The following is a 24570-nucleotide window of genomic DNA, read 5'->3' on the forward strand; positions in this document are numbered from 1 at the left end:
GCCTTGAGGGTCTGTCTGTCCGGATAGGCCTGCAGCTGGTGGGACAGGTCGTTGATGGCGTCGACGGACCGCCTGCGCAATGCGGTCGGCAAGCTCACCAACGTGCTGCGCACCATGGGGATGGACCAGCCCGGTGGCCTGCAGTCCAACCTGAACACCCTGCAAAACGGCGCGGACCGGTTCGCGGGTGGGAGCCGGCAGGTGGCCGACGCGGTGGCCCAACTCGTCGACCAGGTCAAGAAGCTGGGTGCCGGACTGAGTGAGTCGGCGACGTTTTTGCTGTCGCTCAAACACGACGCGGCACAACCGGCGATGGCCGGATTCAATATCCCGGCGCAGCTTTTACATCTCAAAGAGTTTCAGGAGGCCGCCAAGGTCTTCATCTCGCCGGACGGCCACTCGGTGCGGTATTTGGTTCAGACCAAGCTCGACCCGTTCAGCACCGAGGCCATGGATCAGGTCAACGCGATCACCACGACCGCTCGAGGGGCCCAACCGAACACCAGCTTGGCGGACGCCAAGATTTCGATGGCGGGATACACCGTCGGTCTGAAGGACACGCGCGACTACTACCAGCACGACATCCGGTTCATCATCGCGGTGACCCTCATCGTCGTGCTCCTGACCCTGGTCGCGTTGCTGCGTGCGATTGTCGCGCCGCTCTATCTGGTTGCGTCCGTGGTCGTTTCGTACTTGTCGGCGGTGGGCATCGGCGTGGTGTTCTTCCAGTTCATCCTGGGCCAGCACTTACATTGGAGCGTGCCCCCGCTGGCATTCGTGGTCCTGGTCGCGGTCGGCGCCGACTACAACATGCTGCTCGTCTCGCGAATGCGTGACGAGTCCCCGAACAGCGTGCGTTACGGCATCATTCGCACGCTGAGTTCGACGGGCGGCGTGATCACCGCGGCGGGGCTGATCTTCGCGGCCTCGATGGGCGGCCTGCTGTTCTCCAGCATCGGCACCGTGGTTCAGGGCGGTTTCGTGATCGGCGTCGGAATTCTGTTGGACACCTTCCTGGTACGCACCATCACGGTGCCGGCCATCGCGGCGCTTTTCGGGCGGGCGAACTGGTGGCCATCACGAGCGACGCTACGGCGGCCGACGTCGCGCTCGGTGGTCGCCCGCGCGGAGCCGCAATCCGGTTAGCAGGCACACCTCATGTATGTGAAACTAGACAAGCAGAGCGGTCAGGGACAGGGATGAACAAAACACTCGCAAGGGCTACCGCGCTGGTAACTGTAGGCGCCACAGTGTGTTTCGGCGTCGGGGCGGCGTCGGCCGACGACACGCCCATCGGCGGACCGCCGACACCGGGGGCCCCGGGCGACCAGACGGCGTACGCCCTCGGCGGCGCGCACGTTCTTGGCATCCCCTACGACGAGTACATCCGTCAGGAGGGCGCCCAATGGTTTCCCGGCCAGCAGCGCAAAATCATCGACTACCCGGCGGGGCAGGTTCAGGGCCACGTGCTGGGGCGGCTCTTCCCCGGAATCGGCAAGGCCGGCGACGAGATCATCCCGGGTCTGGGCCTGGACGGCCCCAGCGTCGGCGAGTCGGTCGACACGGGAGTGGACAACCTTGTTGCCGCGATCAAAAACGGGCGGCCGGGTACGGCGATCGGCTTGTCCGAGGGCGGGTTCGTGGTCGACGGCGCGCAGGCGCGGCTGGCGACTGACCCGACCGCCCCGCCGCCAAACACGCTCAACTTCGCCACATTCGGCGACCCGATCGGGCATCACGCCTTCGGTCAGAGCTTCCTGACCGCCGTGTTCCCGGTCGGCAGCACCGTTCCCGCGCTCGACTACACCATGCCGCCGACCTACGAGAGCCAGTACGACACCGACAGGTTCGTGGCCGCGTACGACTCGATCGCGGACTTCCCCGACCGGCCCGACAACTTGTTCGCCTTCGCCAACACGCTGATGGGTCTGGCCACCGGTCACACCGCGGTGGCCTTCACGAACCGGAGCATGGTGCCGCCGCAGAACATCCGAACCACGATCAACTCCCGGGGCGCGAAAGACACCACGATCATGGTGCCGGAGAAGCACCTTCCGCTGGTGATGCCGCTGAAATACATCGGGATCCCGGAGGACACGCTGAACAAACTCGACGCCATCCTGATCCCCCGGGTGAATGCGGGCTACTCGCGAAACGACGACCCGTCAACCGCCCCTCTTCAGGTGGACCCCGTGCATGGCTTCGATCCAGCGGAGGTCACCGCGCCGGCCAACCAGGCGACCTTCGGCGGCGGCGCCGACCCGTTCTCCCAGATCCTCGCCGGTGCCATGTCCGTCTTGTCGCACAGCGCACTGCAAACCGACCACTGACTCCATCGGAGTCGACGAACTAGTACGGACGTGATGTAACACCGATGGCTCAGTCAACAATCCTGTCCATGCTGCACGGACGTGCCAGCCTGCGGCCCGATGACGTGGCCTACACGTTCACCGATTACACCGACGATTGGGCCGGAGTTCCCCAGAGCCTCACGTGGTCACAGGTGTCCCGCCGAACGCTGAACGCGGCACGCGAGCTCAGCCTGCACGGGTCGGTCGGAGACAGGGCCGTGATCCTGGCCCCCCAATCCCTCGACTATGTCGAGGCGTTTCTCGGAGCCATGCAAGCCGGCCTGATCGCGGTTCCGCTGCTGTTGCCGCACAAGGGCTCGAGCCATGAGCGGGTGAGTGCGGTCCTTTCCGATACGGCGCCCTCGGTGGTTCTCACGACGTCGGCGGTCGCCGAAGACATCGTCAAATACGTCGACGAGGCACGCCTGGACTCCGTCCCCAAGATCATCGAGATGGATTCGATCAATCTCGACGCGGAGGGCGGAACGAGCGGTCGGGCAGCCGACCTGCCCAGCATCGCCTATCTGCAGTACAGCTCGGGTTCGACCCGGGCGCCGACGGGAGTCATGGTCTCGCACCGCAATCTCGAAGTGAATTTCGAGCAACTGATGCGCAGCTTCTTCGCGGACTCCCACGTCAAAGCCCCCGCGGATACCACGATCGTGTCGTGGTTGCCCTTCTACCACGACATGGGCCTGGTGCTGGGAATCTGCGCGCCGATCCTGGGTGGCTATCGCGGCGAGCTGACCAGTCCGGTTTCGTTCCTGGAGCGGCCGGCCAGATGGATGCGATCATTGGCCGAGAATCCTCATGCCTGGTCGGCGGCGCCCAACTTCGCCTTCGATCTGGCCGCCCGCAAGACAACCGACGCCGACCTGGCCGGGCTCGACCTCGGCGAGGTGCTGGGCATCATCAGCGGTGCCGAGCGCGTCGAGCCGGCAACGCTGCACCGTTTCGTTGACCGGTTCGCCCACTTCAACTTTCGCGACCACATGATGCGTCCGTCGTATGGGTTGGCGGAGGCGACCGTCTTTGTCACGGCGGGCACGTGGCATGAGTCGTCGAGCACGGTCGCCTTCGACATCGACGAGCTGTCCGCGGGCCGCGCGCGACGATGTGCGGAAGGGACCGGCACCGCGCTGGTCAAATACCAAGTGCCGCAATCACCCACGCTGCGCATCGTCGACTCCGACACCAACCGCGAGAGCGCGCAGGGCTTGGTGGGCGAGATCTGGGTGCACGGGCCCAATGTCGCCGACGGCTATTGGGGCAAACCGCCGGAGGAGCAGCGCTGCTTCGGCGCAACGCTCGCCGACCCGTCGCCGGGCACCCCCGAAGGCCCCTGGCTGAGGACCGGGGACCTCGGCTTCATCTTCGAGAGTGATCTGTTCATCGTCGGCCGCATCAAGGATTTGCTGATCATTCGTGGGCGCAATCACTATCCCGAGGACATCGAGGCGACCGTTCAGCAGATCACGGGCGGTCGGGTCGCGGCGATCTCGGTTCCGGTCAGCAGCACCGAGGAGCTGGTCGCCGTCGTCGAGCTCAAGAAGCGAGGCCATTCCCACGAGGACGCCCAGGACTTTAGGGACTGGCTCGCCTGCATTAAGCGCGACGTCACCTCCGCGGTATCCAACGCGCACGGCGTGAATGTCGGCGACCTCGTCCTGGTGCCGCCGGGGTCGATTCCCACCACGACGAGCGGCAAGATCCGGCGCGCCGCGTGTGTCGAGCATTACCGCCGCGACCAATTCACCCGGTTGGACGGCTAAGCCGAACCCGCGTAGGAAATCGGCCGGCCTCCCGTCGGTTGGGACGACCGGCCCGCATTCATGCGGGCCTGGTTGAACATAATGAGTCCCATCCCACCGGCAAAGGAGCCCCCCATGAGCCCGACCCGCGCAGACCGTCCCTATCGCGTGATCCAGTGGACGACCGGCAACATCGGGCGGCGCTCGCTGCACGCCATCATCGGCCGACCGGACATGGAACTGGTCGGGGTGTACGCCCACGGCGCCGAAAAGGTCGGCGTGGACGCCGCCGAGCTGTCCGGGTGGCCGGAGCCGACCGGGATCAAGGCCACCAACGACATCGATGCGCTGCTGGCGCTGCGACCCGACGCGTGCTGCTACAACCCGTTGTGGCCGAACGTCGACGAACTGGTGCGGCTGCTGGAGTCGGGCGTCAACGTGTGCACCAGCGCCGCTTGGATCACCGGCGGCAAGCAGACACCCCAGGACCGCAGGCGCATCCAGGACGCTTGCGAGCGGGGCGGTGCGACGATCTTCGGCAGCGGAGCGCATCCGGGGATGACGAACATGGTCGGGATGGTGCTGTCCGCATCGTGCGAGCGTGTCGACGAGATCCGCATCACCGAGTCGGTGGACTGCTCGACGTATGAGTCGGCGGAAACGCAAACGGCGATGGGGTTCTCGCAACACCCCGACACACCGGGACTGGCGGAGAGCGTCCGCCGGGAAAGCGAGGTCTTCGCGGAATCGGCCGCGATGATGGCCGACGCGATCGGCGCCAAACTGGACAAGATGACGTTCGACGTCACGTTCACCGCGGCCACCGCCGACTCCGATCTGGGCTTCATGAAGATCCCCGATTGAACCGTCGGCAGCGTCTACGGCTACCACCGCGGCTGGGAGGGCGACCGCAACGTAGTCAGCGTCGGGTTCAACTGGACCATGGGCAGCCATGTGGTCCCGCCCAAACCGCTCGAGCACGGCCACGTCATCCAGGTGTTCGGCCTGCCCAACATGCGCACTGTCCTGCACTGCCTGCCGCCGAAGGATTGGACGGAGCCCGGCTTCATGGGCCTGGGAATGATCTACACCGCGATGCCGGTCACCAATGCCGTTCCGGCTGTCGTCGCAGCCAGGCCCGGGATCGTCACGCTTGCCGATCTGCCGCCGGTCACGGGCCGAGTGACGCACTAACCCCTGTGTCCACCGTCACTTAGGACGGCCCCAGGAGGAACGGTTCCGTGCACTAAGGTTTACGATGCTTAGCTGAGCAATGTATCGGCAACGGGTGTTGTCGGCGACGGCGGTGATCCGCAAGGGGCGAGCGGAAGGCGGTCAAGATGAAGGCCCTGACCCGGGCGCTCAGACGAGCGTGGATTCCTCTGGTGTTGGTGGTCGTGCTCGGCGTATCGGCCTTGGTGGTCTCGCGGCTACACAAAATTTTCGGGTCCCAGGACCTCAACGCGAATGCCGGCAAGGGTATCGAGATCGTGCAGTTCAATCCGAAGGTCGTCGTCTACGACATCTCCGGGCCGCCCGGATCCACCGCGAACATCAACTACTGGGACGAGAACGCCAACACCCACCAGATCAACGACGCGCCGCTGCCCTGGTCGACCACCATCTCCACCACGCTTCCCTCGGTGAGCGCCAACATCATGGCGCAAAGCGACGGCAGCCGAATCAGCTGCAAGATCAGCGTGGACGGCGTCGTCCGCGACAGCCAGAATTCCGACGGCCACAACGCCCAGACCTTCTGCCTGGTGAAGTCCGCATGACCGACATCGACAAGGCGGAGCGCGACGCGAGCACGGCGAACACCGGTCCGATCACGACCAAGCCCAGCATGGCGGATCGCGGCCACCGTCCCTATCTGCCCCACGCCATCCGAATCTTCGCGATACCGATCATTTTGGGCTGGGTGGCCATCACCGTGTTGGTGAACGTCATCGTCCCCACGCTGGAAAAAGTCGGCGAGGCGCATTCGGCGCCGATGACGCCGCTGGACGCGCCTTCGATGAAGGCCATGATGAGGATGGGCCACAACTTCCGCGAATTCGACTCCAACAGCACGGTGATGATCGTGCTGGAGGGCCAGCAACCCCTCGGCCCCGACGCGCACCAGTACTACGACAAGCTGATTCGGCAGCTTCGCGGAGACCCGAAGCACATCCAGCACATCCAGGACTTCTGGGGTGACCGGCTGACGGCGGCGGGCGCTCAGAGCGCCGACGCCAAGGCCGCCTATGTGCAGATAAACCTTGCCGGTAACCAGGGCACCACGCTAGCCAACGAGTCCGTGGACGCGGTCCGCAAGGTGATCGACGAGAACAAGGCGCCACCCGGCGTGAAGGCCTACGTCACCGGTCCCGCCGCGCTCTCCGACGACATGCACATCATCGGCAACGCCAGCCTGGCCAAGATCACCCTGTTCACGCTGGGCGCCATCGCGATCATGTTGCTGCTGGTCTACCGGTCCATCGTCACCACGCTGCTCCAGCTGTTCATGACCTTTGTCGCCCTGGCGTGCGCACGCGGGGTCGTCGCGGTTCTCGCGTATCACAACGCATTTGGGCTCACCACCTTCGCTGCGAACATCCTCACCATGCTGGCGATCGCCGCTGGGACCGACTACGGCATCTTCCTCGTCGGCCGCTACCAAGAAGCGCTCGCCGCCGGTGAGGATCGAGAAAGCGCGTACTACACCACGTTCAAGGGTGTTGCTCCCGTCGTCCTGGGTTCGGGCCTGACGATCGCCGGGGCGACCTATTGCCTGAGCTTTTCGCGGTTGCCCTGGTTCAACACGATGGGCGCACCCGTGGCGATCGGCATGCTGGTCGTGGTCGCGGCCGGACTGAGCCTGGGGCCCGCCGTGGTCTTCGTCGGCAGCCGCTTCCACTTCTTCGAAAGGCAGGCCAAGCGCGGTCGGCTGTGGCGGCGGGTGGGCACCGCGGTAGTGCGTTGGCCCGCACCGATTTTGGCCGTCAGTGGCGCTGTCGTGCTGGTCGGGATGATCGCCCTGCCGAGCTACCACACCAGCTACAACGACCGCCACTACCTGCCGTTGTCAGCCCCGTCCAATCAGGGGCAAGAGGCGGCGAACCGGCATTTCTCCGAGGCGCGAATGAACCCCGACCTGTTGATGGTCGAGTCCGACCACGACATGCGAAACCCGGCCGACATGCTGGTGTTGGACCGGGTGGCGAAGAACGAGATGCGCACGCAGGGCATCGCCATGGTCCAGGACATCACCCGGCCGCTGGGAATCCCGATCCAGCACAGCTCGATTCCGTTCCAGAACAGCATCCAGAGCCAGACGACGATGCAGAACATGAGCTTCCTCAAGGACCGCATTGCCGACATCCTGAGGATGGCCGACGATCTGCAAACCCAGATCGACACCACGCAACGCCAGTACGAGGTGTCGCTGGATTTGGCCAACGCCGCCGACGACAGCGCCAAGACCACCGCGGTCACATCGCAGATCACCGACAAGTTGCGCGACCACATCGCGGATTTCGACGACACCTTCCGGCCGATACGTAGCTACTTCTACTGGGAGAGGCACTGCTACGACATCCCGTTGTGCATCGGCATCCGGTCCCTCTTCGACACGTTCGACGGCTTCGACCAGCTCGCCGAGCAGTTCCACTACCTCACCGCCGACATCGCGCACACCGCCAAGGCCACACACGACCTGAATGCGCTGTTCCCCGTACTGATCTCGACGCTGAAGAACACCAGGGGCATCACGTTGACGCTCTACCAGACGTTCAAGGCGATGATCGATCAGATGGAGGCGATGAGCAACACCGCCATCGTGATGGGGCAAAGCTTCGATCAGTCCAAGAACGACGACTTCTTCTACCTGCCGCCGGAGGCCTTCGACAACCCCGATTTCCAGACGGGCCTTCGCATGTTCCTGTCGCCGGACGGTAAGTCGGCCCGGTTCTTCATCACCCATCAGGGTGATCCGATGACGCCGGAGGGCATCGCACGGGTCGACGCCGAACGCACCGCCGCGCAGGAGGCGCTGAAACAGTCCTCGCTCTCGGATGCCCGGGTGTATCTGGGCGGAACCGCCGCGACGTTCCGGGACATGGCCGACGGCGAAAAATACGACCTGATGATCGCGGTGGTGTCGGCCCTGACGCTGATCTTCATGATCATGCTGCTGCTTACCCGCAGCGTGGTTGCCGCGCTGGTGATCGTCGGCACCGCGGCCAGTTCGATCGCCGCATCATTCGGGCTGTCGGTGCTGATTTGGCAGGACTTATTCGGCATCCGAATCCACTGGATCGTGATGGCGCTGTCGGTCATCATCCTGCTGGCCGTCGGATCTGACTACAACCTGCTGCTGGTGTCGCGGTTCAAAGAGGAGATCCATCATGGGCTCAAGACGGGGATCATCCGCTCGATGGCCGGCACCGGTGGCGTGGTGACGGCAGCAGGCCTGGTGTTCGCCTTCACCATGGCGGCGATGCTCGGCAGCGAACTGCGCGTGCTCGGGCAGTTCGGGTCCACGGTATGCATCGGCCTGCTGCTCGACACCCTGATCGTGCGCACGCTGCTGATGCCGTCGATCGCCACCTTGCTCGGTCGCTGGTTCTGGTGGCCGCTCGTCGTGCACCCGCGCGGCGACTACGGCCGTCCCCCCGCCGTGGCGGCACCGGTGGCGTCAGGCGCCAGGAGCTAGGTCTAGGCACACCGCGACGGCCCCCGGGCCGACGTGCAGCCCGAGCACCGGGCCCAACGGGCTGACGATCGCCGGCTCGCAGGCGGGCAGCCGCCGCGCCAGCTCCGCCGCCACCTCTTTCGCGCCCTCCGGGTTGGCCACGTGTTGCACCGCCAGGGCCGCGGAGTTCTCGCCGACGACCTCGCACACCCGGTCGATCATCGCCGCGGTCGCGGCGGTCACGGTCCGCACCCGTTGGGCGAGAACGAGTTTGCCGTCATCGATGCGCAGCAGCGGCTTGAGCGCCAGCGCGGTCCCCAGCCACGCCGTGGCCCCGCCGATTCGTCCGCTGCGACGCAGGTTGTCCAGCCGGTGCACCACCACGAACGCGTGGCCGCGCGACACCGCCGAGGTGGCCGCGTCCGCGACGGCTCCCAGGTCGCCGCCGTCAGCCGCGGCGCGGGCGGCGGCCAGCGCCACGAACCCGGTACCCATCGCGGCCGAGCGGGAGTCGACGACGCGCACGTGCGCGTCGAGGTCGGCCGCGGTCCGTTGGGCGGCGCCGTAGGTTCCGGACAGCGCCGCGGAAAGGTGCACCGCCACCACGCCGTCACCGTCGCTGTCGGCCAGCGCCTGCTGATAGGCGTTGGCCAGTTCCGCCGGGGTGGCCGCCGCGGTGGTCGCGTGCTGCTTGTAGATCTCGTCGGGGATGTCGTCCACGCCGTCGCGTAGGTCGCGGCCATCGTGCAGGATGTGCAAGGGAACCACGCGGATGGCCCACTTTTCGAGCAGGTCGGCGGGCAGGCGCGACGACGCATCGGTCACCACCACGACGGCCATAGCCGCTACCCGCGCGGTTTCTCGTTGGTAATGCCGGCTTCGGCCAGGGCCTTGAGCATCAACTCGGCGACCGCCTGGTGGGCTTCGAAATTCCAATGGATGCCGTCGGGATTGCCGCGCCCGCTCATGACCTGTTCGGCCACAGCGGCTTTGAGATCCACCAGGGGAATGTCGTGTTGCTGCGCCCATTCCGTGATCGCGGCCACCGTCCCCGCGCGGCCGCGGTGGGCCTTGCCGTACGTCTCGGCGATGTGCACCGACGGCAGCGACGCCACGATCGGAATGCCCGGGCGGTTGAAATCGATTGCGCCGCGGGTCTGTTCGAGGTATTCGGCGCTCAGGCGCGGTGGCAGCGCCGGTCGGGCCACCGGCGAAAGCCGGGGCTGCAGCCACGCGTAGCCGTCGCGGACCCAGCGCCGCAGCCACGGCGGGCGCACATAGCGGATCAGCTCGCGCACCGCGGTCGGCAGCACCGAGGGCAGCGAATCCATCCCGCCGGTCGCGAAGATCACCGCGCCGGCCCGGGGCAGCGCCGCCCAGGCCCGCGGGTCCTGCGTCACCGCCCACCAGACGTCGCGGCAAGTCCAGCCGATGCGCCCGATCAGTTCCACGTCCCAACCCAGTTGCGTGGCAACGATATTGGGCCAGATGCGCGGGTCGTCGGCGGGCAAGCCGCCGGTCGGCCCGTAATAGGACAGGGAATCGGCGAACACCAACAGGGTCGGCCTCGCGCGCGCGTCAGAGGACATCGTTGGCGACCTGAGCAGAAGCGTTCCACACATCCAGGCGCCACCGGATGCTGCCGAAATCGACATCCGAGTCACCGGCATGCCCGCTCAGTTGAGCCCAACTGGCGTTGCCCATGCCGCCCAGCATCGGCCAGTTGTCGACCGGCAGCTTGAGCAAGGCGGCGGACAGGGCGGCGATAAGACCCCCGTGCGCCACCAGCACCACGGGTCGGTCCGGCCCGTCGGGGTCACCCCATTCCGGCTCGCCGGCCACCAGCTCAGCGACCACCGGCACGCTTCGCGACGCCACGTCGACCCTGCTTTCCCCGCCGTGCGGCGCCCACCTGGCGTCGTCGCGCCAGGCCAGCCGCGCGCCGGGGGCCTGCGCGTCGACCTCGGTGTGCGTCAGCCCCTGCCAGTCGCCCAGATGGGTCTCGCGCAACCGGGGGTCCACCCGGACCGTCAACCCGGTCCTCTCCCCGAGCGTGACCGCGGTGTCGTAGGCGCGATGCAGGTCCGACGAAACGATCAGCAACGGCGGCAGCTTGCCGAGCACTTCGGCGGCGGCGACCGCCTGGGCGCGGCCGAGTTCGGTGAGCGCCGAGTCCAGCTGCCCCTGCATCCGGCTGCCCGCGTTGAAGTCGGTTTGGCCGTGCCGGAGCATCACCAGGCGGCGGATCCTCATCGCGCGCTCGCCGAGTCTGCGGGACCTTCCGGGTCGTCCAGGTCCACCGAGATCACCGGGCAATCGCCCCACAGCCGGTCCAGCGCGTAGAAGTTGCGGTCGTCCTGATGCTGGATGTGCACGACGATGTCGCGGTAGTCGAGCAGCGTCCAGCGGCCTTCCCGGGCACCCTCGCGCCGCGCCGGGCGGTAGCCCGCCTTGCGCATTTTCTCCTCGACCTCGTCGACGATGGCGTTGACCTGCCGCTCGTTAGACGCCGAGGCGATTACGAAGCAATCCGTGATCACCAGCTGGCCCGAGACGTCGATGACGAGTACGTCGTTGGCCAGTTTCGAGGCGGCCGCGCCGGCCGCCACGGTGGCCATGTCGATGGCTTCCTGGGTGGCGGTCACGTGTTGCTTCCCGCCGCGAATGTCGTTGGGCGCGTTGTCGGTTCGGCCGTGCGGTACAGGCGACGCTTCGACACGTATTGCACGACACCGTCGGGCATCAGGTACCACAGCGGGCGGCCCTCCTCGGCGCGCCGGCGGCAGTCGGTCGACGAGATCGCCAGCGCCGGAACCTCCACGAGGGTCAGCGCGTCCTCGGTCAGCTCGCCGAGGACGCCGGTGACGTGTTCGCGGCGCAACTCATACCCGGGACGGCTGACGCCGATGAAGCGCGCCAACCCGAACAGCTCCTCCCAGCCTTGCCACGACAGGATCGACTCGAGCGCGTCCGCGCCGGTGATGAAGTACAGCTGCGATTCGGGGTTGAGCGCGTGCAGGTCAGCCAGCGTATCCCGGGTGTAGGTGGGCCCGGCGCGGTCGATGTCGACCCGGCTCACCGAAAACCGCGGGTTGGACGCCGTGGCGATCACGGTCATCAGATAACGGTCCTCGGCGGCGGAAACCTGCCGGCTCTTCTGCCAGGGCTGGCCGCTGGGCACGAAGACCACCTGGTCCAGGTCGAACAGGTCGGCGACCTCGCTGGCGGCCACCAGGTGGCCGTAATGGATGGGGTCGAACGTCCCACCCATCACCCCGAGCCGACGAAGCTGCTTTTGCACGATTTGCCAGCTTACTTGAGCTCAACAGCGGCACCGATTCCCCAGCTAGGCGGCCTGACCCCCGGCCCCTCCGGGGTCACCGACGCCACATCGCTCTCTGCGCCGGGCGGCACGCAAATCTCGGCGGCAACGCGGGCGCGGTGTCTTCCGACCAACACAGGACGACTACGCGCCGGTGCGAGAACCTTCGACGGCGGAAATAAGGCCGCCGAATTCCGTACCACCCAGCGGAATTGACGTCACCGTGCCGTCGGAGGAGGACAGGGTGAGCGTAACGGGTTCAAGCGGAGCAAGGAGCCCTCCGACGGGAACGCTGATTTCCGCCGACGTGTATTGCGTCCCGGGAGGCACCGGGTACGACGCCGAGATGGTTTGTTGGCCAAAGAAGAAACTGCTCACGGCATTGGCGGGAGTTTCGAGGAGAGCTTGGGCGGCGGCGACTGGATTCCCGGTCTGCACCGCGTTGGCAAACGTTGCACCGCCATTTCCGAGCGTGAGTAGCACGTTGGCCTCGGGACCCAGCGCGTCAAGGCCGAGCGCCAGCGGGGTGGGCACCTGCAGTGTTCCCCCGGTCACGGTGACCGATCCCAGTAACGATGCGTCCCCGTCCAGCGTCAGCAATATGGGACCGAACGGAGTCGGGTAATCGAAGACCGTAGCGCTGAACGGCATGGTCCCGATCCCGGTCAACGGATTCCCCAGCAAAGCCTGGGCGGGTGCCTGCCCTGCATCGAGCAAAGTCTGCTGGACGTTGGCGGCCTCGGCGCTCAGATACTGACCCAAGCCGGCCGCTAACTTGCCGACGAACTGCTCATGAAACGCCTGCGCCTCAGCGCTGAGAGCCTGAAATTCCTGACCGAAGTCGCCGAACACCTCCGCGACCGCGATGGATACCTGGTCCTGAGCCGCAGCCACCACGCCAGTCGTGGGCAGCGCCGCCGAACTTCTGGCCGCGTTCAGCTCCGAGCCAATACCCGCCAGAGTCCTGGCAGCCTCAGAGGCACTGGCCGGGACCACGCTTACGAACGACATCGATCATCCCCCGTCGAGATCACCAACTAACCACCGAGCAACGCGGTTAAGTGGTGGCCAACATCCGCTGTGCTGAAACCCGCCTAACGCACTCGCCACAAATTGTTAACGCCGAATGCACTGAGCAGGCCTCCGGGGAGGCCAGTGGATCGGCGACGTCACACCGGCAGCAGCTGGTCGATCACCGCCGCCAATTGCTTGGCGGACCGGCACTCGTGCATGGTGATGACCTCCTGGTAGCGGGGCACCGCCGAGTCGCCGCTGCCCCACAGGTGCTTGGGTTCGGGGTTGAGCCAGTGCGCGTGGCGGCTGGCGGTCACCATGTCGACGAGCACATCGATGGCCGGGTCGCGGTAGTTGGTGCGCCCGTCGCCGAGCACCAGCAGCGAGCTGCGCGGCGACAGCGCGTTCGGGTGCGCCTGCAGGAACGAGACGAACGCGTTGCCGTAGTCGGAGTGCCCGTCACGGCTGTACACGCCGGCCTCGCGGGTGATCCGCTGGATCGCCACGGCCAGGTCGGCTTCCGGGCCGAACATGTGGGTCACCTCGTCGGTCGTGTCGATGAACGCGAATACGCGCACCCGGGAAAACTGCTGCCGCAAGGCGTGCACCAGCAGCAGGGTGAAGTGGCTGAACCCGGCGACCGAGCCCGAGACATCGCACAGCACAACCAGTTCCGGGCGGGCCGGGCGGGGCTTGGCCAGCACCACGTCGATCGGCACCCCGCCGGTGGACATGGACTTGCGCAGCGTCTTGCGCAGGTCGATGGTCCCGGCGCGGGATCGCCGCCGGCGCGCGGCCAACCGGGTCGCCAGGGTGCGGGCCAGCGGCGCCACCACCCGTTGCATCTGGCGCAGCTGCTCGCCGGATGCGCGCAGGAACTCGACGTTCTCCGAAAGCTGTGGGATGCCGTACATCTGGACGTGGTCGCGACCCAACTGCTCGGCGGTACGCCGCTTGGTCTCGGCGTCGACCATCTTGCGAAGCTGCGTGATCCGCTGGGCCGCCAGCGCTTTGGCGATCTGCTCCTGGGTGGGCGTGGGCTCGTCGCCGTACGGCGCGAGCAGTCCCGCCAGCAGCTTGCCCTCCAATTCGTCCAGCGCCATCGCCTTGAGCGCCTGATACGACGAGAACGACGGGCCGCGGCTGGAACTGTATTTGCCGTAGGCCTCGACGATCCGGGCGATCATCGCGACCAGGCGCTCGTCCATGTCGGCCAGCTCGGGGTTCTCGGTGAGCAGGTCCAGCAGCATCTGGCGCATCGCCTCGACGTCGTCGGGCGGCAGGGCGCCGTCCTTGGCCTCGCCGGCCTCCCCCTCGGTGACCACCGCGCGGGCGCCCAGCGCGGCGGGGAACCACAGGTCGAACATGGCGTCGTAGGTTTCGCGGTGGTCGGGGCGGCGCAGCACGGCGCAGGCGATCCCCTCCCGCAACACCTCACGATCGGCCAGGCCGAGGGTGGCCATCACCCGCCCGGCGTCCACCGTCTCGGAGGGGCCCACCGAAATGCCCTGCGCGCGAAGCGCTTCCACGAAACCAACCAGGTGGCCCGGCAGGCCGTGCGGGGCGAGCGGGCGGCTGGGGCGGATGCGGCGGGCGGCCATCAGTTGAGCCTCAGTTCTCCCGCGGCGCGTTGCTGGTCGGATTGATGCTTGAGCACCACGCCGAGCGTGGCGGCGACCACCGCGTCGTCGATGGTGTCCAGGCCCAACGCAAGCAGCGTGCGGCCCCAGTCGATGGTCTCGGCGATGGACGGCACCTTCTTCAGCTGCATTCCGCGCAGCACCCCGATGATGCGCACCAATTCCTCGGCCAGGTGCGCGGGCAGGTCGGGAACCCGGGACAACAGGATGCGCCGCTCCAGATCGGGGCTCGGGAAGTCGATGTGCAGGAACAGGCAGCGCCGCTTGAGCGCCTCGGACAATTCACGGGTGGCGTTGGAGGTCAGCAGCACGAACGGCGCCCGCTCCGCGACGATCGTGCCCAGTTCGGGCACGGTCACGGCGAAGTCCGACAGCACCTCGAGCAGCAGGCCCTCGATCTCGATGTCGGCCTTGTCCGTCTCGTCGATCAACAGCACCGTCGGCTCGCTGCGCCGGATGGCGGTCAGCAGCGGCCGCGAAAGCAAGAACTCCTCGCTGAACACGTCGTCCTTGGTCTGGTCCCAGTCCCCGGACCCCGCCTGGATCCGCAAGATCTGCTTGGCGTGGTTCCACTCGTAGAGCGCGCGGGCCTCGTCGACGCCCTCGTAGCACTGCAGGCGCACCAGGCCCGAGCCGGTGGCCTGGGCGACGGCGCGGGCCAGCTCGGTCTTGCCGACGCCGGCGGGGCCCTCCACCAGCAGCGGCTTGCCGAGCCGGTCGGCCAGGAATACGGCCGTCGCGGTGGCGGTGTCGGGTAGGTAGCCGGTCTCGGCCAACCGCCGCGAGACGTCGTCGATGTCGGCGAACAGCGGCGCCGGTCTTGCGGGCACACTCACGATGTCAGTTCTCCTAAGGCTTTGGACGTCAGGCCGGGCGGGTCTGCCCGTCTCCCCACGCGATCCACTTGGTCGAGGTCAGTTCCGGCAACCCCATCGGGCCGCGCGCATGCAGCTTCTGCGTGGAGATGCCGATCTCGGCGCCAAACCCGAACTGCTCGCCGTCGGTGAAGGCCGTCGAAGCGTTGATCATCACCGCGGCCGCGTCGACTCCGTCGCTAAACCGTTGAGCCGCAGCCATATTCGTTGTCACGATGGCCTCGGTGTGCCCGGTGCCGTATTCGTTGATGTGCGCGATCGCGGCGTCGACGCCGTCGACGACGGCCACCGCGATGTCCATCGACAGGTATTCGCGGCGCAGGTCGTCCTCACCCGCGTCGAGATGAACCGTCACCCCGGCGTCCTGCAGGGCGCCGACCAGCCTCGGCATCGCCGTCCCCGCGATCGCATCGTCGACCAGCAGCGTCTCGGCGGCGTTGCAGACGCTGGGCCGACGGGTCTTGGAGTTCAGCAGGATCCGTTCCGCCACGTCGAGGTCGGCGGACTCGTGCACATACACGTGGCAGTTGCCGACACCGGTCTCGATGGTGGGCACCCGGGCATCGCGCACCACCGCGTCGATCAGGCTGGCTCCGCCGCGCGGGATCACCACGTCGACCAGTCCGCGCGCCTGGATCAGGTGGGTCACCGTGGATCGATCGGCGGCCGACAGCAGCTGAACCGCGTCGGCGGGCAGGTCCTCGCTGACCAGCGACCCGCGCAGCACATCGACGAGGGCCTGGTTGGACTTCGCCGCCGACGAGCTGCCGCGCAGCAGCACCGCGTTGCCCGACTTGAGCGCCAGCCCGAACGCGTCGACCGTGACGTTCGGCCGGCCCTCGTAGATCATGCCGACGACGCCGAGCGGGACCCGCTGCTGGCGCAGGTGCAGCCCGTTGGGCAGGGTGTAGCCGCGCAGCACCTCGCCGACGGGGTCGGGCAACCCGGCGACCTGGCGCAGGCCGGCGGCGATTCCGTCGACGCGCTTGCGGTCCAGGGCCAACCGGTCGAGCATCGCGGCCGGCGTGCCGGCGGCCCGGGCGGCGTCGAGGTCTTCGGCGTTGGCCGCCAGGATCCGCTCGGTGTGGGCGCCTATCGCGTCGGCGGCCGACTGCAGCGCCGCATCCTTGGCGACGGTCGGCAGCAACGCCAGCGCGCGGGCGGCGACCCGGGCGCGGCGCGCGGCGTCGTGGACCTCCCGGCGCAGGTCGGGGCGCGTCGGAGCTTGCAGACTCATTTATCCAGGGTAACGGTCCTTGGCGGGCCAGGTCAGAGCGGGCGGCTCACGCGACCCGCTCGCCGCGGCGCGCCTGCCGCACTTTGCTTTGCCGCTCTTCGAGGATGTGGCCGAAGTTCTGTAGCAGCAACGGTTCACGCATTACCAGGTGCTCGATGTGTTCGCGGTCGATCTCCAGCGCGGTCACCTCGTCGAGCGCGTACGCGCTGGCCATATTCGGCTGCCGGGTCAGCGCGGTCAGCCCGAGGAACGAGCCCTCGAGCAGCGTGCTGATCGGGACGATCGACCCGTCGTCGGCCATCGCGGTCAGCTGCACGCGGCCCTCGACCAGGAACGTCATCCCGCCCGGAATCTGACCGGCGTATTCCACGGTTTCGTCCGCGCCGTAGCGGACGAGTTTCGCGCACGAATGCAGCGAGCGTTGTTCGTCGGCGTTCAGCCGCAACGCCGGCGCCACCACCGTGCGCAGCGCCTTCTCCACGCGTTCGGGGGTCGAGTAGTCGTCGTCGCTGTTGTCCAGGTGCAGGTCTTCGCGCCGTGCGGCGTACCAGACCCAGCGCAGGAAGGTTGCTTTCGCGGCGCCGTCATCCGCGGGCGAGGTCAGCCCGATGGAGGTGCGGTATTCGCCGCCGCCGACGGGTACCGAGCGGGGCACCGTGTCGGCCTTCAGCTGCGGCAGACCGAGGGCCACGCGCGTCAGCATGGCGCACACCCGGTCGGGCGGGTCGGCGGCGGAGAACGTGGTCGTCATGGCCAGTTTGTGGGTGCCCGCCGGCCGGCTCAGGTTGGTGAACGCCGTGGTGGCCAGCACCGAGTTGGGCGTGACGCGCATTCCGCTGCCGGTGTCGATGTGCACGGCCCGCCAGTTGACCTCGACGACGCGTCCCTTCGCCGTGCCGGTGTCCAGCCAATCGTTGATCCGGAACGGCTGCTCGAACAGCATGAACAAGCCCGACACGATCTGGCCGACGGAGTTCTGCAGCATCAGGCCGATGACGACCGAGGTGACACCCAGCGCGGTGAACAGGCCGCCGACCCGGACACCCCAGATGTACGACAGGATCAGAACCAGCCCGACACCGATCAGCGCGAAACGCGCGACGTCGAGAAAGATGGCGGGCATGCGCGCCCGCCAGCTCTCTTCGGGCGCGCCTTCGAACACGGTCGCGTTCAGCCCGGACAGCATCAGCACTAGCACCAGGAAGCCGAAAACCGTGGTGAGGAGCCGCACGGGCACCTCCCCGGCCGGAATCTGCGACGCCTTGACGAGCAGGAGCAAGAGCGCAACGAGGGGCAGCAGGTAATTACGCAGCAGGCCAACCTGCTTGGCGACGCGGCTGTTCCGGCGGACCAGCGCGTGGTGCAGCTCGGTAAGGAAGATCAAGCAGATCGGAAATCCGACCGCGATACCCACCGCCCAGTAGAACCACGAGGCGTTCCAGGCGTTCATCATCGTTCCGACAACCGATACATCGCCTGCTCGGTGCCGCCCACCGAAATCGTGCCCGCGGGCGTGAACTGCCGCACGTCGCGCATGGCCTCGTACACCGGGGTGCTGACGTAGATGCCGGGCTGCGGTGCGCCCCTGTGCATCTGGGAGGCCAGGCTCACCGCGGCGCCCCACATGTCGTAGACGAGGCTCGATCGGCCGACCAGCCCGCTGATGACGTTTCCGGTGTTGATGCCGACCCGAAGGCCCAATTCGTGGCCGGTCTGGCTGTTGAACCGCTCGATGATGCGGCGCATCTCGATGGCGAAGTCAACGGTTCGGTGAATACTGTCCAATCGCGGTGTGATCACCCCGCAGGTGGCGAGGTACCCGTTGTGGAAGGTCCGGATCCGTTCGACGCCAAGGGTTTCCGCGGCCGAATCAAACTGGCGGAACAGCTCGTCGACGATCGCCACCAGTTCGTCGCCGGAAAGATCGTTGGAAAGCTCGTCCAGCCCGGCGATGTCGGCGAAGATGATCGCGACGTCCTGGTGCTTTTGGGCGATGGTCGCCTCACCCTCGCGATACCGCTGCACAAGCGACTCCGGCATCAGCGCCAGCAGCAGGCGATTGTTTTCGTTCCGCTGCTCGTTGAGCAGCTCTTCCTTGATCGCGAGATTGCGGCTCATCTCATTGAAAGCCGCCGTGAGGTCACCGATTTCGTCGCGAGTCAGCACCGGAATGTTGACGTCGTAGTCGCCGGAGCTGATCTTTCGGGTGCCCTCCTCCAGGCGCCGGACCGGGCGCATCGCCGCCCCGGCGATCAGCATCGAGGCCACGCTGATGACGAACACCAGCGTGGTCACCGCGATAACGAGCGTCTTGCTGAACCTGCCCAGCCGCGCGAAAGCGTCCGAGTCGTCGCGAGTGGCCAGGATCGACCAGTGCAGGTTGGAATCGGGAATATCCAGTGGCGCATAGGCTTCCAATTCCTTGTTACCCAGGTAATCGGTGGCGCTCATGGTGCCCGACTCCCCGCGCTGCGCAGCGCGAAAACCCGCGGTAGCGACCGGTTGCACCAGCGTCGTGCCGCCCAACCGGATCGCCTTTTCCACGACTTCGGGCGCGGTGCCGGCGGCGATCGCGTCCCGCTTGTATTGCTGCGGGTCCTGCAGGAATTCGCGTGAATCGGAACGCATCAGGCCGTCGGGTCCGGCCAGATAGGTCTCGGTCGCCGCGCCCATGCCGGCGGCTTCCCAGTGTCTGTTCGCGGTCATGATGTTGTTGATCTTCGCGATCGGCACCGGGAAGGCCATGACACCAACCATCTTGCCGTTCATCCCGACCGGTGAGACCACCCACGCGTTGGGTGCATCGAGCGCTGGCTGATACGGCTGAAAGTCGGTGATCCAGACGAAATCCACGTCGTTGGAGCGCAGCGCCTTCTGGTAGGCGTCCTTCAAATTCGATTCCCGATAGGGACCGGTCAGGATATTCGTCCCGAGGTCGGGGCCCTTGCGGACGGAATAGACGACGTTGCCCTGCATGTCCAGCAGCAGCGCGTCACGATAATCGAAGCGGCTGACGATGCCGCGCATATAGAAATCGAAGCGCGCATTGGCCGCCGTCCATGCGCTCCCGTCGCCGGCGTCCTCGACGGGAAGCGAGTCAGCGGTCGGTCTCGGCGGCGCGGTGTAGTACGCCTGCACGTACTTCTGCGCCGGGTTAGTCGGCAGGACCGCATTGAGATCGATCGCGTTGCCGGTCAACTTTTTGATCGGCGCGATCATCTGGTTCTCGTAGTAGTTGACCAGCGCCTGCTGCTGGGCCGGGCTGATCGGCGCGTTGGCCAACTGCTCAAAGCCCGCGGTGAGCGACTGCGTGGCCTCATTGATGCTGAATCCGCCGCTGTAGACGATCAGGGAGTTCGTCACTTCCCGGAACAGCGCCTGCACCTGCCTCTTCTGCGACTCCCGCAGCTCGATCAACCGCTCGGACTCGACCTGCCGCAACGCGTTGCGGCCGGATATGGCGCCGATGAGCCCGATAACAGAGACGCCGAGGATGCCCGAGAGGAGCATCGCGATGAGGATCTTGGACTGGATGCCGAAGCGGAAGCGATGCCACACCAAAGGCCGGCGCGCACCGCGGCGCGGCTTTTCGGCCGATACGGATTCGGGGGCGGTTTCCGGCGGGTTTTCAGACGCCGGTTCGGCCATTTTCGGCTCGGTCAACGTCATTCGCCTTTCCCCTCCTTCCGGCCGGATTGAGCACCGATCACGCTGCAGACTAACGCGCAGACATAACGATATTGGGGATTGCCGAAAAAGGATCAGCGTCAAAGCGCCGGGCCCAGCCATTGGGTGTGCCCAATTCGGCCCGACTAACGTCGGCTCAGTGGCACGAGTCTGCGTGGTCGGCAGCGTGAACATGGACCTGACGTTCGACGTCGACGCCCTGCCGCGGCCGGGCGAGACGGTGTTGGCCTCGTCGCTGACCTCGGCGCCCGGCGGCAAGGGCGCCAACCAGGCCGTGGCGGCCGCGCGCGCGGGCGCGCACGTGCAGTTCGTCGGCGCGCTCGGCGACGACGCCGCCGCGGCACGGTTGCGGGCCCACCTGCGGGCCAACGGCGTTGGGCTCGACGGGACGATCGAGGTTTCGGGGCCGAGCGGTACCGCCGTCATCGTGGTCGATGCCGGCGCCGAGAACACCATCGTCGTCGCGCCGGGCGCCAACGGCCGGCTGACCCCGGCCGCCGCCGGCGCGTGCGGAGAGATCGCCGCCTGCGATGTGCTTTTGACCCAGTTGGAGATTCCGGTGCCGACGGCGGTGGCCGCGGCGCTCCACGCCCGCGCGGCGGGGGCAGTGGTCGTCGTCAACGCCTCACCGGCCACCCACGACCGAGACCGATTGACCGAGCTGGCGGCCGCCGCCGACGTGGTGATCGCCAACGAAGCCGAGGCCGAACACTGGCCATGGCGGCCAAGCCACTTGGTGATCACATTGGGTGCGCGGGGCGCGCGATACGTCGGCGACGACGGTGACTTCGTCGTGCCGGCACCGGCGGTCGACGCCGCGGACACCAGCGGCGCGGGCGACGTGTTCGCCGGCGTGTTGGCCGCGAGTTGGCCGCTCGGCGATGGCGCGAATCCAGCGTCGAGGGGCGAGCGGCTGGCCGCGCTGCGGCGGGCCTGCGCGGCGGCCGCGCTGGCGACCCTGGTGCCCGGCGCCGGGGACTGCGCACCGCGCGCCGACACGATCGACGCGGCGGCGCGGGACGCTTTTCCCGACCAAAGCGATTGAGGTACCCTCGCCTGCGATGCCTGCGGTCATGGGAGCCTGCATGCCGGCGAGCGCCGCCGCCGACATGGCCTTGGTGCTCTTCGCGATATTCGGTGTGCTCGGATTCGGCTGGCGCAGTTGGCTGCAATATCGGCGGACCGGCTCGACCGGCTTTCGCGGTATCCGCACCGGAGGGGTGTTGGAACGGCTGGCCGGCGTCGGCTTCGTCGCCGCGCTGGCGGTGGCGGTCAGCGCCCCAATCCTGCAGGAAGCCAGGGTCGTTGAACCCGTCGGCATGCTGAACGAGGCCTGGGTTCAGGCCGTCGGGATCGTGGTGGCAACGGCCGGCATCGCGGCGACGGTATACGCGCAACTCGAAATGGGTGATTCCTGGCGCATCGGGGTGGACCCGACGGAGACCACGACGCTGGTGCACACCGGAGTGTTCGGCCGCATCCGCAACCCGATCTACTCCGCCATGTTCACCTTCGGCCTCGGCATCGCGCTGGTGACGCCGAATGTCGTTGCGTTCGCCGGTCTTTTCCTGCTCGTCGCCACGATCGAGCTGCAGGTCCGCCGCGTCGAGGAGCCGTACCTGCTGCGGACGCACGGCGACGCCTACCGTGCCTACGCCGCCGGTGTCGGGCGATTCGTCCCCGGGGTCGGCTTCATTCGTTAGCGTGGCGTGGCACGTCGTGGGCAATGGTCAAGCCGTCGCCCGTTTCCAATTCGTCAGCCGTCTGGGTGAGCAGCAGGCGGCTGCGGTTGGGCGACAACAGAACCGACAGGTGGTGATGGGGCGCCTCGCCCACGAACGCCAGGCGGTTGACCCGCAGCAGCGCGGCGCCGATCGACGTGTCCAGCAGATGCGCGTTGCGCGGGCCCGCGATCTCGGCCGTGATTTCATGCCGAATGCGGTCCACGACGATGCCGGCGTCCGCCAGCAGCTGATACAGCGGCGCTCGTCGCAGCGCGGACTCGGTCAACGCGCCGGCCAGTTCCGACGGCAGCCACGCGTCGCTGACCATCAACGGCTCGCCGGTCCGGCGTTGCCTGCGCACTCGCACGATCTGCACCAGCTCGCCGGACGCCGATAGCGCATCGGCTATGGCCCGGGGCGGGCGCCGGGTTCCGAGTTCGACCACGTCGACCTCGGTTTCGAATTGGGTCTGGCGCAACCCCTCCATGTACGAGCCACCCGCCGGCAGATCCGACGGACTGTGCTCCCGGACGAACGAACCGACGCCGTGCCTGCGCTCGATGTATCCCTGCTCGGCCAGGTCCGCCAGCGCGCGGCGCACCGTGATCCGGGAAACCCCGAACTGATCGCACAGTGTCTGCTCGGTGGGCAACGCGTCGCCCGGGGCGATGGCGCCGCGATCGATCTCGTCGTGCAACACCAGGAACAGCTGCCGATGCAACGGCACCCCGGCGTCGGTGGACACCGGTCCCGTCCTGCCGCCGCTCCACTGCACGGGCGTCAATGCTTCCACACCGCCTCCCTTGCGCCGACCCGTAGGTTGTTATATGTATATAACAACCTCACTCGAAGGAAGGCCCGATGACCGCGGTGCACCAGCAGCCCGCCACCGATCCGGCGGGGCCGACGGGCCGACTGGCCACCTGGGTCGCCGACCTCACCGTCGACGAAGTCCCCCCGACCGTCGTCGAGCGGGCCAAACACCTACTGCTCGACGGCCTCGGTTGCGCGCTGGTGGGGGCCCAATTGCCCTGGTCTCGCCTCGCCACCGAAGCCGTGCTCGGCCTCGAGGGCACCGGTGATGCGGTCATCATCGGCACTGGGCGCACCGCCGGCGCGCCGGCGGCCGCGGTCCTCAACGGCACGTTCATCCAGGGCTTCGAGCTCGACGACTTCCATCCCCTGGCCCCGCTGCACAGCTGCTCGCTGCTCATTCCCGCGGTGCTGTCGACGGCGTCGACGCGTGCGGTAGCCACCGGGGGCGCCGACGTGCTGCTGGCGGCGATTGCCGGCTTCGAAGTCGGTCCCCGCGTCGGCTACACGCTGCACGGCACCCAGATGCTCGATCGAGGCTGGCACTCCGGCTCGGTCTTCGGCACCCACGCGGCGGCCATGGCCGCCGGCAAGCTGCGGGGGCTGTCCCCGGCGCAACTCGAGGACGCCCTCGGCCTGGCCGGCACCCAATCGGCGGGGCTGATGGCCGCGCAATTCGAGGCCATGAGCAAGCGCATGCACCACGGCCTGGCGGCGCGCAACGGGTTCTACGCCGCCGGCCTCGCGGCGGCCGGATATACCGGCATCAAGCGGGTGTTCGAGCGCGAATACGGCGGTTTCCTCAGCGTTTTCGGCGAGGGCCATGATCCCGACGCCTCGCTGCTGACCGGACAACTGGGCCAGCGCTGGGAGACCACCAACATCATGGTCAAGTCCTACGCCGCGATGGGCGGCCTGCACGGAGCGATCGACGCGGCCAGGCGACTGCGCAATTCGGTTGCACCCCAGGATATTTCGAAGGTGGACATCACGGTCGGCGAGACCATTTACAAGCACGGTTGGTGGACGCCCGAGCGGCCGCTGACCCCGATGGGTGCCCAGATGAACATCGGGTACGCGACCGCCGCGGCCCTGCTCGACGGCAACGTGTTGCCCGAGCAATTCACCCCCGGCCGCCTCGATTCCGACGACATCTGGTCGCTGATCGCGGCGACCACGGTGCACCTCGACGAGTCGTTGGCCCGCGCGGACATCACCGAGAAGTTCCGCACCGACGTCGCGGTGACCACCCGCGACGGCGCGGTGCACCGCGCACGGGTGGCCCTGCCGCACGGCGCGCCCAATGATCCCGTCACCAACGACGAGATCGTGACGAAGTTCCACGCGCTCGCCGACCGCGCCACGAACCGCGCACGGGCGGATGCGATCGAGCGGGCCGTGCTGAATCTCGACGACCTCGACGACATCGGCGACCTGACCGATCTTCTCGCCGCTCCCGTCGCGGGAGCACTGGACTGAAA

Annotated in this window: 19 protein-coding genes and 2 pseudogenes; 9 read left to right on the forward strand and 12 right to left on the reverse strand. The window is 67.2% G+C overall.

Annotated features, from left to right (window positions below; all coding sequences use genetic code 11):
- Positions 1 to 48: 48 nt before the first annotated feature.
- The 6 genes and pseudogenes from A5706_RS30170 to A5706_RS30195 form a co-directional block, all read left to right on the forward strand.
- Positions 49 to 1146 (forward strand): annotated as a pseudogene (locus A5706_RS30170) (MMPL family transporter); the annotation flags it as partial.
- 53 nt (positions 1147 to 1199) lie between these two features.
- Positions 1200 to 2330: an acyltransferase PE gene (gene pe, locus A5706_RS30175; protein WP_068139733.1), complete on the forward strand. Its 1131-nt coding sequence runs from the start codon at positions 1200 to 1202 to the stop codon at positions 2328 to 2330.
- Positions 2331 to 2374: 44 nt separating this feature from the next.
- On the forward strand, positions 2375 to 4123 hold the full coding sequence (locus tag A5706_RS30180) for an AMP-binding protein (protein ID WP_068139736.1): 1749 nt from the start codon (positions 2375 to 2377) through the stop codon (positions 4121 to 4123).
- A gap of 114 nt (positions 4124 to 4237) precedes the next feature.
- Positions 4238 to 5296: pseudogene (locus tag A5706_RS30185) on the forward strand (dihydrodipicolinate reductase).
- 146 nt (positions 5297 to 5442) lie between these two features.
- Entirely contained in the window at positions 5443 to 5880 is a 438-nt protein-coding gene (locus A5706_RS30190; protein WP_068139738.1) for an MmpS family transport accessory protein, read from the forward strand.
- Positions 5877 to 8798 (forward strand): RND family transporter, encoded by a 2922-nt coding sequence (locus A5706_RS30195; protein WP_068139740.1) that lies wholly within the window; start codon positions 5877 to 5879, stop codon positions 8796 to 8798. Before A5706_RS30190 ends, A5706_RS30195 begins: the two co-directional genes overlap by 4 nt.
- On the opposite strand, the gene A5706_RS30200 is transcribed toward A5706_RS30195, so the two are convergent.
- The 11 genes from A5706_RS30200 to A5706_RS30250 form a co-directional block, all read right to left on the reverse strand.
- Positions 8781 to 9617 carry a DegV family protein gene (locus A5706_RS30200; RefSeq protein ID WP_068139742.1) on the reverse strand — a complete coding sequence of 279 codons (837 nt, stop codon included), beginning with the start codon at positions 9615 to 9617 and terminating at the stop codon, positions 8781 to 8783. The two genes, A5706_RS30195 and A5706_RS30200, sit on opposite strands and share 18 nt — an antisense overlap.
- 5 nt (positions 9618 to 9622) lie before the next feature.
- Positions 9623 to 10366, reverse strand: coding sequence for a diglucosylglycerate octanoyltransferase (gene octT, locus A5706_RS30205; protein WP_068139745.1), 744 nt, complete (start codon positions 10364 to 10366; stop codon positions 9623 to 9625).
- Positions 10356 to 11030: a glucosyl-3-phosphoglycerate phosphatase gene (gpgP, locus tag A5706_RS30210; protein WP_068139748.1), complete on the reverse strand. Its 675-nt coding sequence runs from the start codon at positions 11028 to 11030 to the stop codon at positions 10356 to 10358. Before gpgP ends, octT begins: the two co-directional genes overlap by 11 nt.
- The gene (rsfS, locus tag A5706_RS30215) at positions 11027 to 11422 is read right to left on the reverse strand and encodes a ribosome silencing factor (protein WP_068139751.1); all 396 of its coding nucleotides are present in this window, start codon (positions 11420 to 11422) and stop codon (positions 11027 to 11029) included. Before rsfS ends, gpgP begins: the two co-directional genes overlap by 4 nt.
- The gene (gene nadD / locus A5706_RS30220) at positions 11419 to 12078 is read right to left on the reverse strand and encodes a nicotinate-nucleotide adenylyltransferase (RefSeq protein ID WP_082964744.1); all 660 of its coding nucleotides are present in this window, start codon (positions 12076 to 12078) and stop codon (positions 11419 to 11421) included. The genes rsfS and nadD overlap by 4 nt, the downstream gene beginning before the upstream one ends.
- 165 nt (positions 12079 to 12243) lie before the next feature.
- Positions 12244 to 13110, reverse strand: a complete 867-nt coding sequence (locus tag A5706_RS30225) for a PE family protein (RefSeq protein ID WP_068139754.1) — start codon at positions 13108 to 13110, stop codon at positions 12244 to 12246.
- Between the two features lie 158 nt (positions 13111 to 13268).
- On the reverse strand, positions 13269 to 14714 hold the full coding sequence (locus A5706_RS30230; RefSeq protein ID WP_068139757.1) for a VWA domain-containing protein: 1446 nt from the start codon (positions 14712 to 14714) through the stop codon (positions 13269 to 13271).
- The gene (locus A5706_RS30235) at positions 14714 to 15589 is read right to left on the reverse strand and encodes a MoxR family ATPase (protein WP_068139761.1); all 876 of its coding nucleotides are present in this window, start codon (positions 15587 to 15589) and stop codon (positions 14714 to 14716) included. Before A5706_RS30235 ends, A5706_RS30230 begins: the two co-directional genes overlap by 1 nt.
- Positions 15590 to 15617: 28 nt before the next feature.
- Positions 15618 to 16865 (reverse strand): glutamate-5-semialdehyde dehydrogenase, encoded by a 1248-nt coding sequence (locus A5706_RS30240; RefSeq protein ID WP_068139766.1) that lies wholly within the window; start codon positions 16863 to 16865, stop codon positions 15618 to 15620.
- A gap of 46 nt (positions 16866 to 16911) precedes the next feature.
- Positions 16912 to 18315, reverse strand: a complete 1404-nt coding sequence (locus A5706_RS30245; RefSeq protein ID WP_068139768.1) for a mechanosensitive ion channel domain-containing protein — start codon at positions 18313 to 18315, stop codon at positions 16912 to 16914.
- Positions 18315 to 20513 (reverse strand): adenylate/guanylate cyclase domain-containing protein, encoded by a 2199-nt coding sequence (locus tag A5706_RS30250; RefSeq protein ID WP_369831980.1) that lies wholly within the window; start codon positions 20511 to 20513, stop codon positions 18315 to 18317. The genes A5706_RS30245 and A5706_RS30250 overlap by 1 nt, the downstream gene beginning before the upstream one ends.
- Positions 20514 to 20691: 178 nt before the next feature.
- Between A5706_RS30250 and A5706_RS30255 the strand changes: the two genes are divergently transcribed.
- Together A5706_RS30255 and A5706_RS30260 are read left to right on the forward strand one after the other, a co-directional pair.
- Positions 20692 to 21597, forward strand: a complete 906-nt coding sequence (locus A5706_RS30255; RefSeq protein ID WP_156767419.1) for a PfkB family carbohydrate kinase — start codon at positions 20692 to 20694, stop codon at positions 21595 to 21597.
- Between the two features lie 16 nt (positions 21598 to 21613).
- The gene (locus tag A5706_RS30260; protein ID WP_231985474.1) at positions 21614 to 22255 is read left to right on the forward strand and encodes an isoprenylcysteine carboxylmethyltransferase family protein; all 642 of its coding nucleotides are present in this window, start codon (positions 21614 to 21616) and stop codon (positions 22253 to 22255) included.
- Here the strand turns inward: A5706_RS30260 and A5706_RS30265 are convergent.
- Entirely contained in the window at positions 22245 to 23069 is an 825-nt protein-coding gene (locus A5706_RS30265) for a GntR family transcriptional regulator (RefSeq protein ID WP_068139772.1), read from the reverse strand. The two genes, A5706_RS30260 and A5706_RS30265, sit on opposite strands and share 11 nt — an antisense overlap.
- 68 nt (positions 23070 to 23137) lie before the next feature.
- Between A5706_RS30265 and A5706_RS30270 the strand changes: the two genes are divergently transcribed.
- The gene (locus tag A5706_RS30270) at positions 23138 to 24568 is read left to right on the forward strand and encodes an MmgE/PrpD family protein (RefSeq protein WP_068139775.1); all 1431 of its coding nucleotides are present in this window, start codon (positions 23138 to 23140) and stop codon (positions 24566 to 24568) included.
- The last annotated feature ends 2 nt before the right edge of the window (positions 24569 to 24570 follow it).

The sequence above is a fragment of the Mycobacterium sp. E796 genome, assembly GCF_001672815.1.
GTDB lineage: Bacteria > Actinomycetota > Actinomycetes > Mycobacteriales > Mycobacteriaceae > Mycobacterium.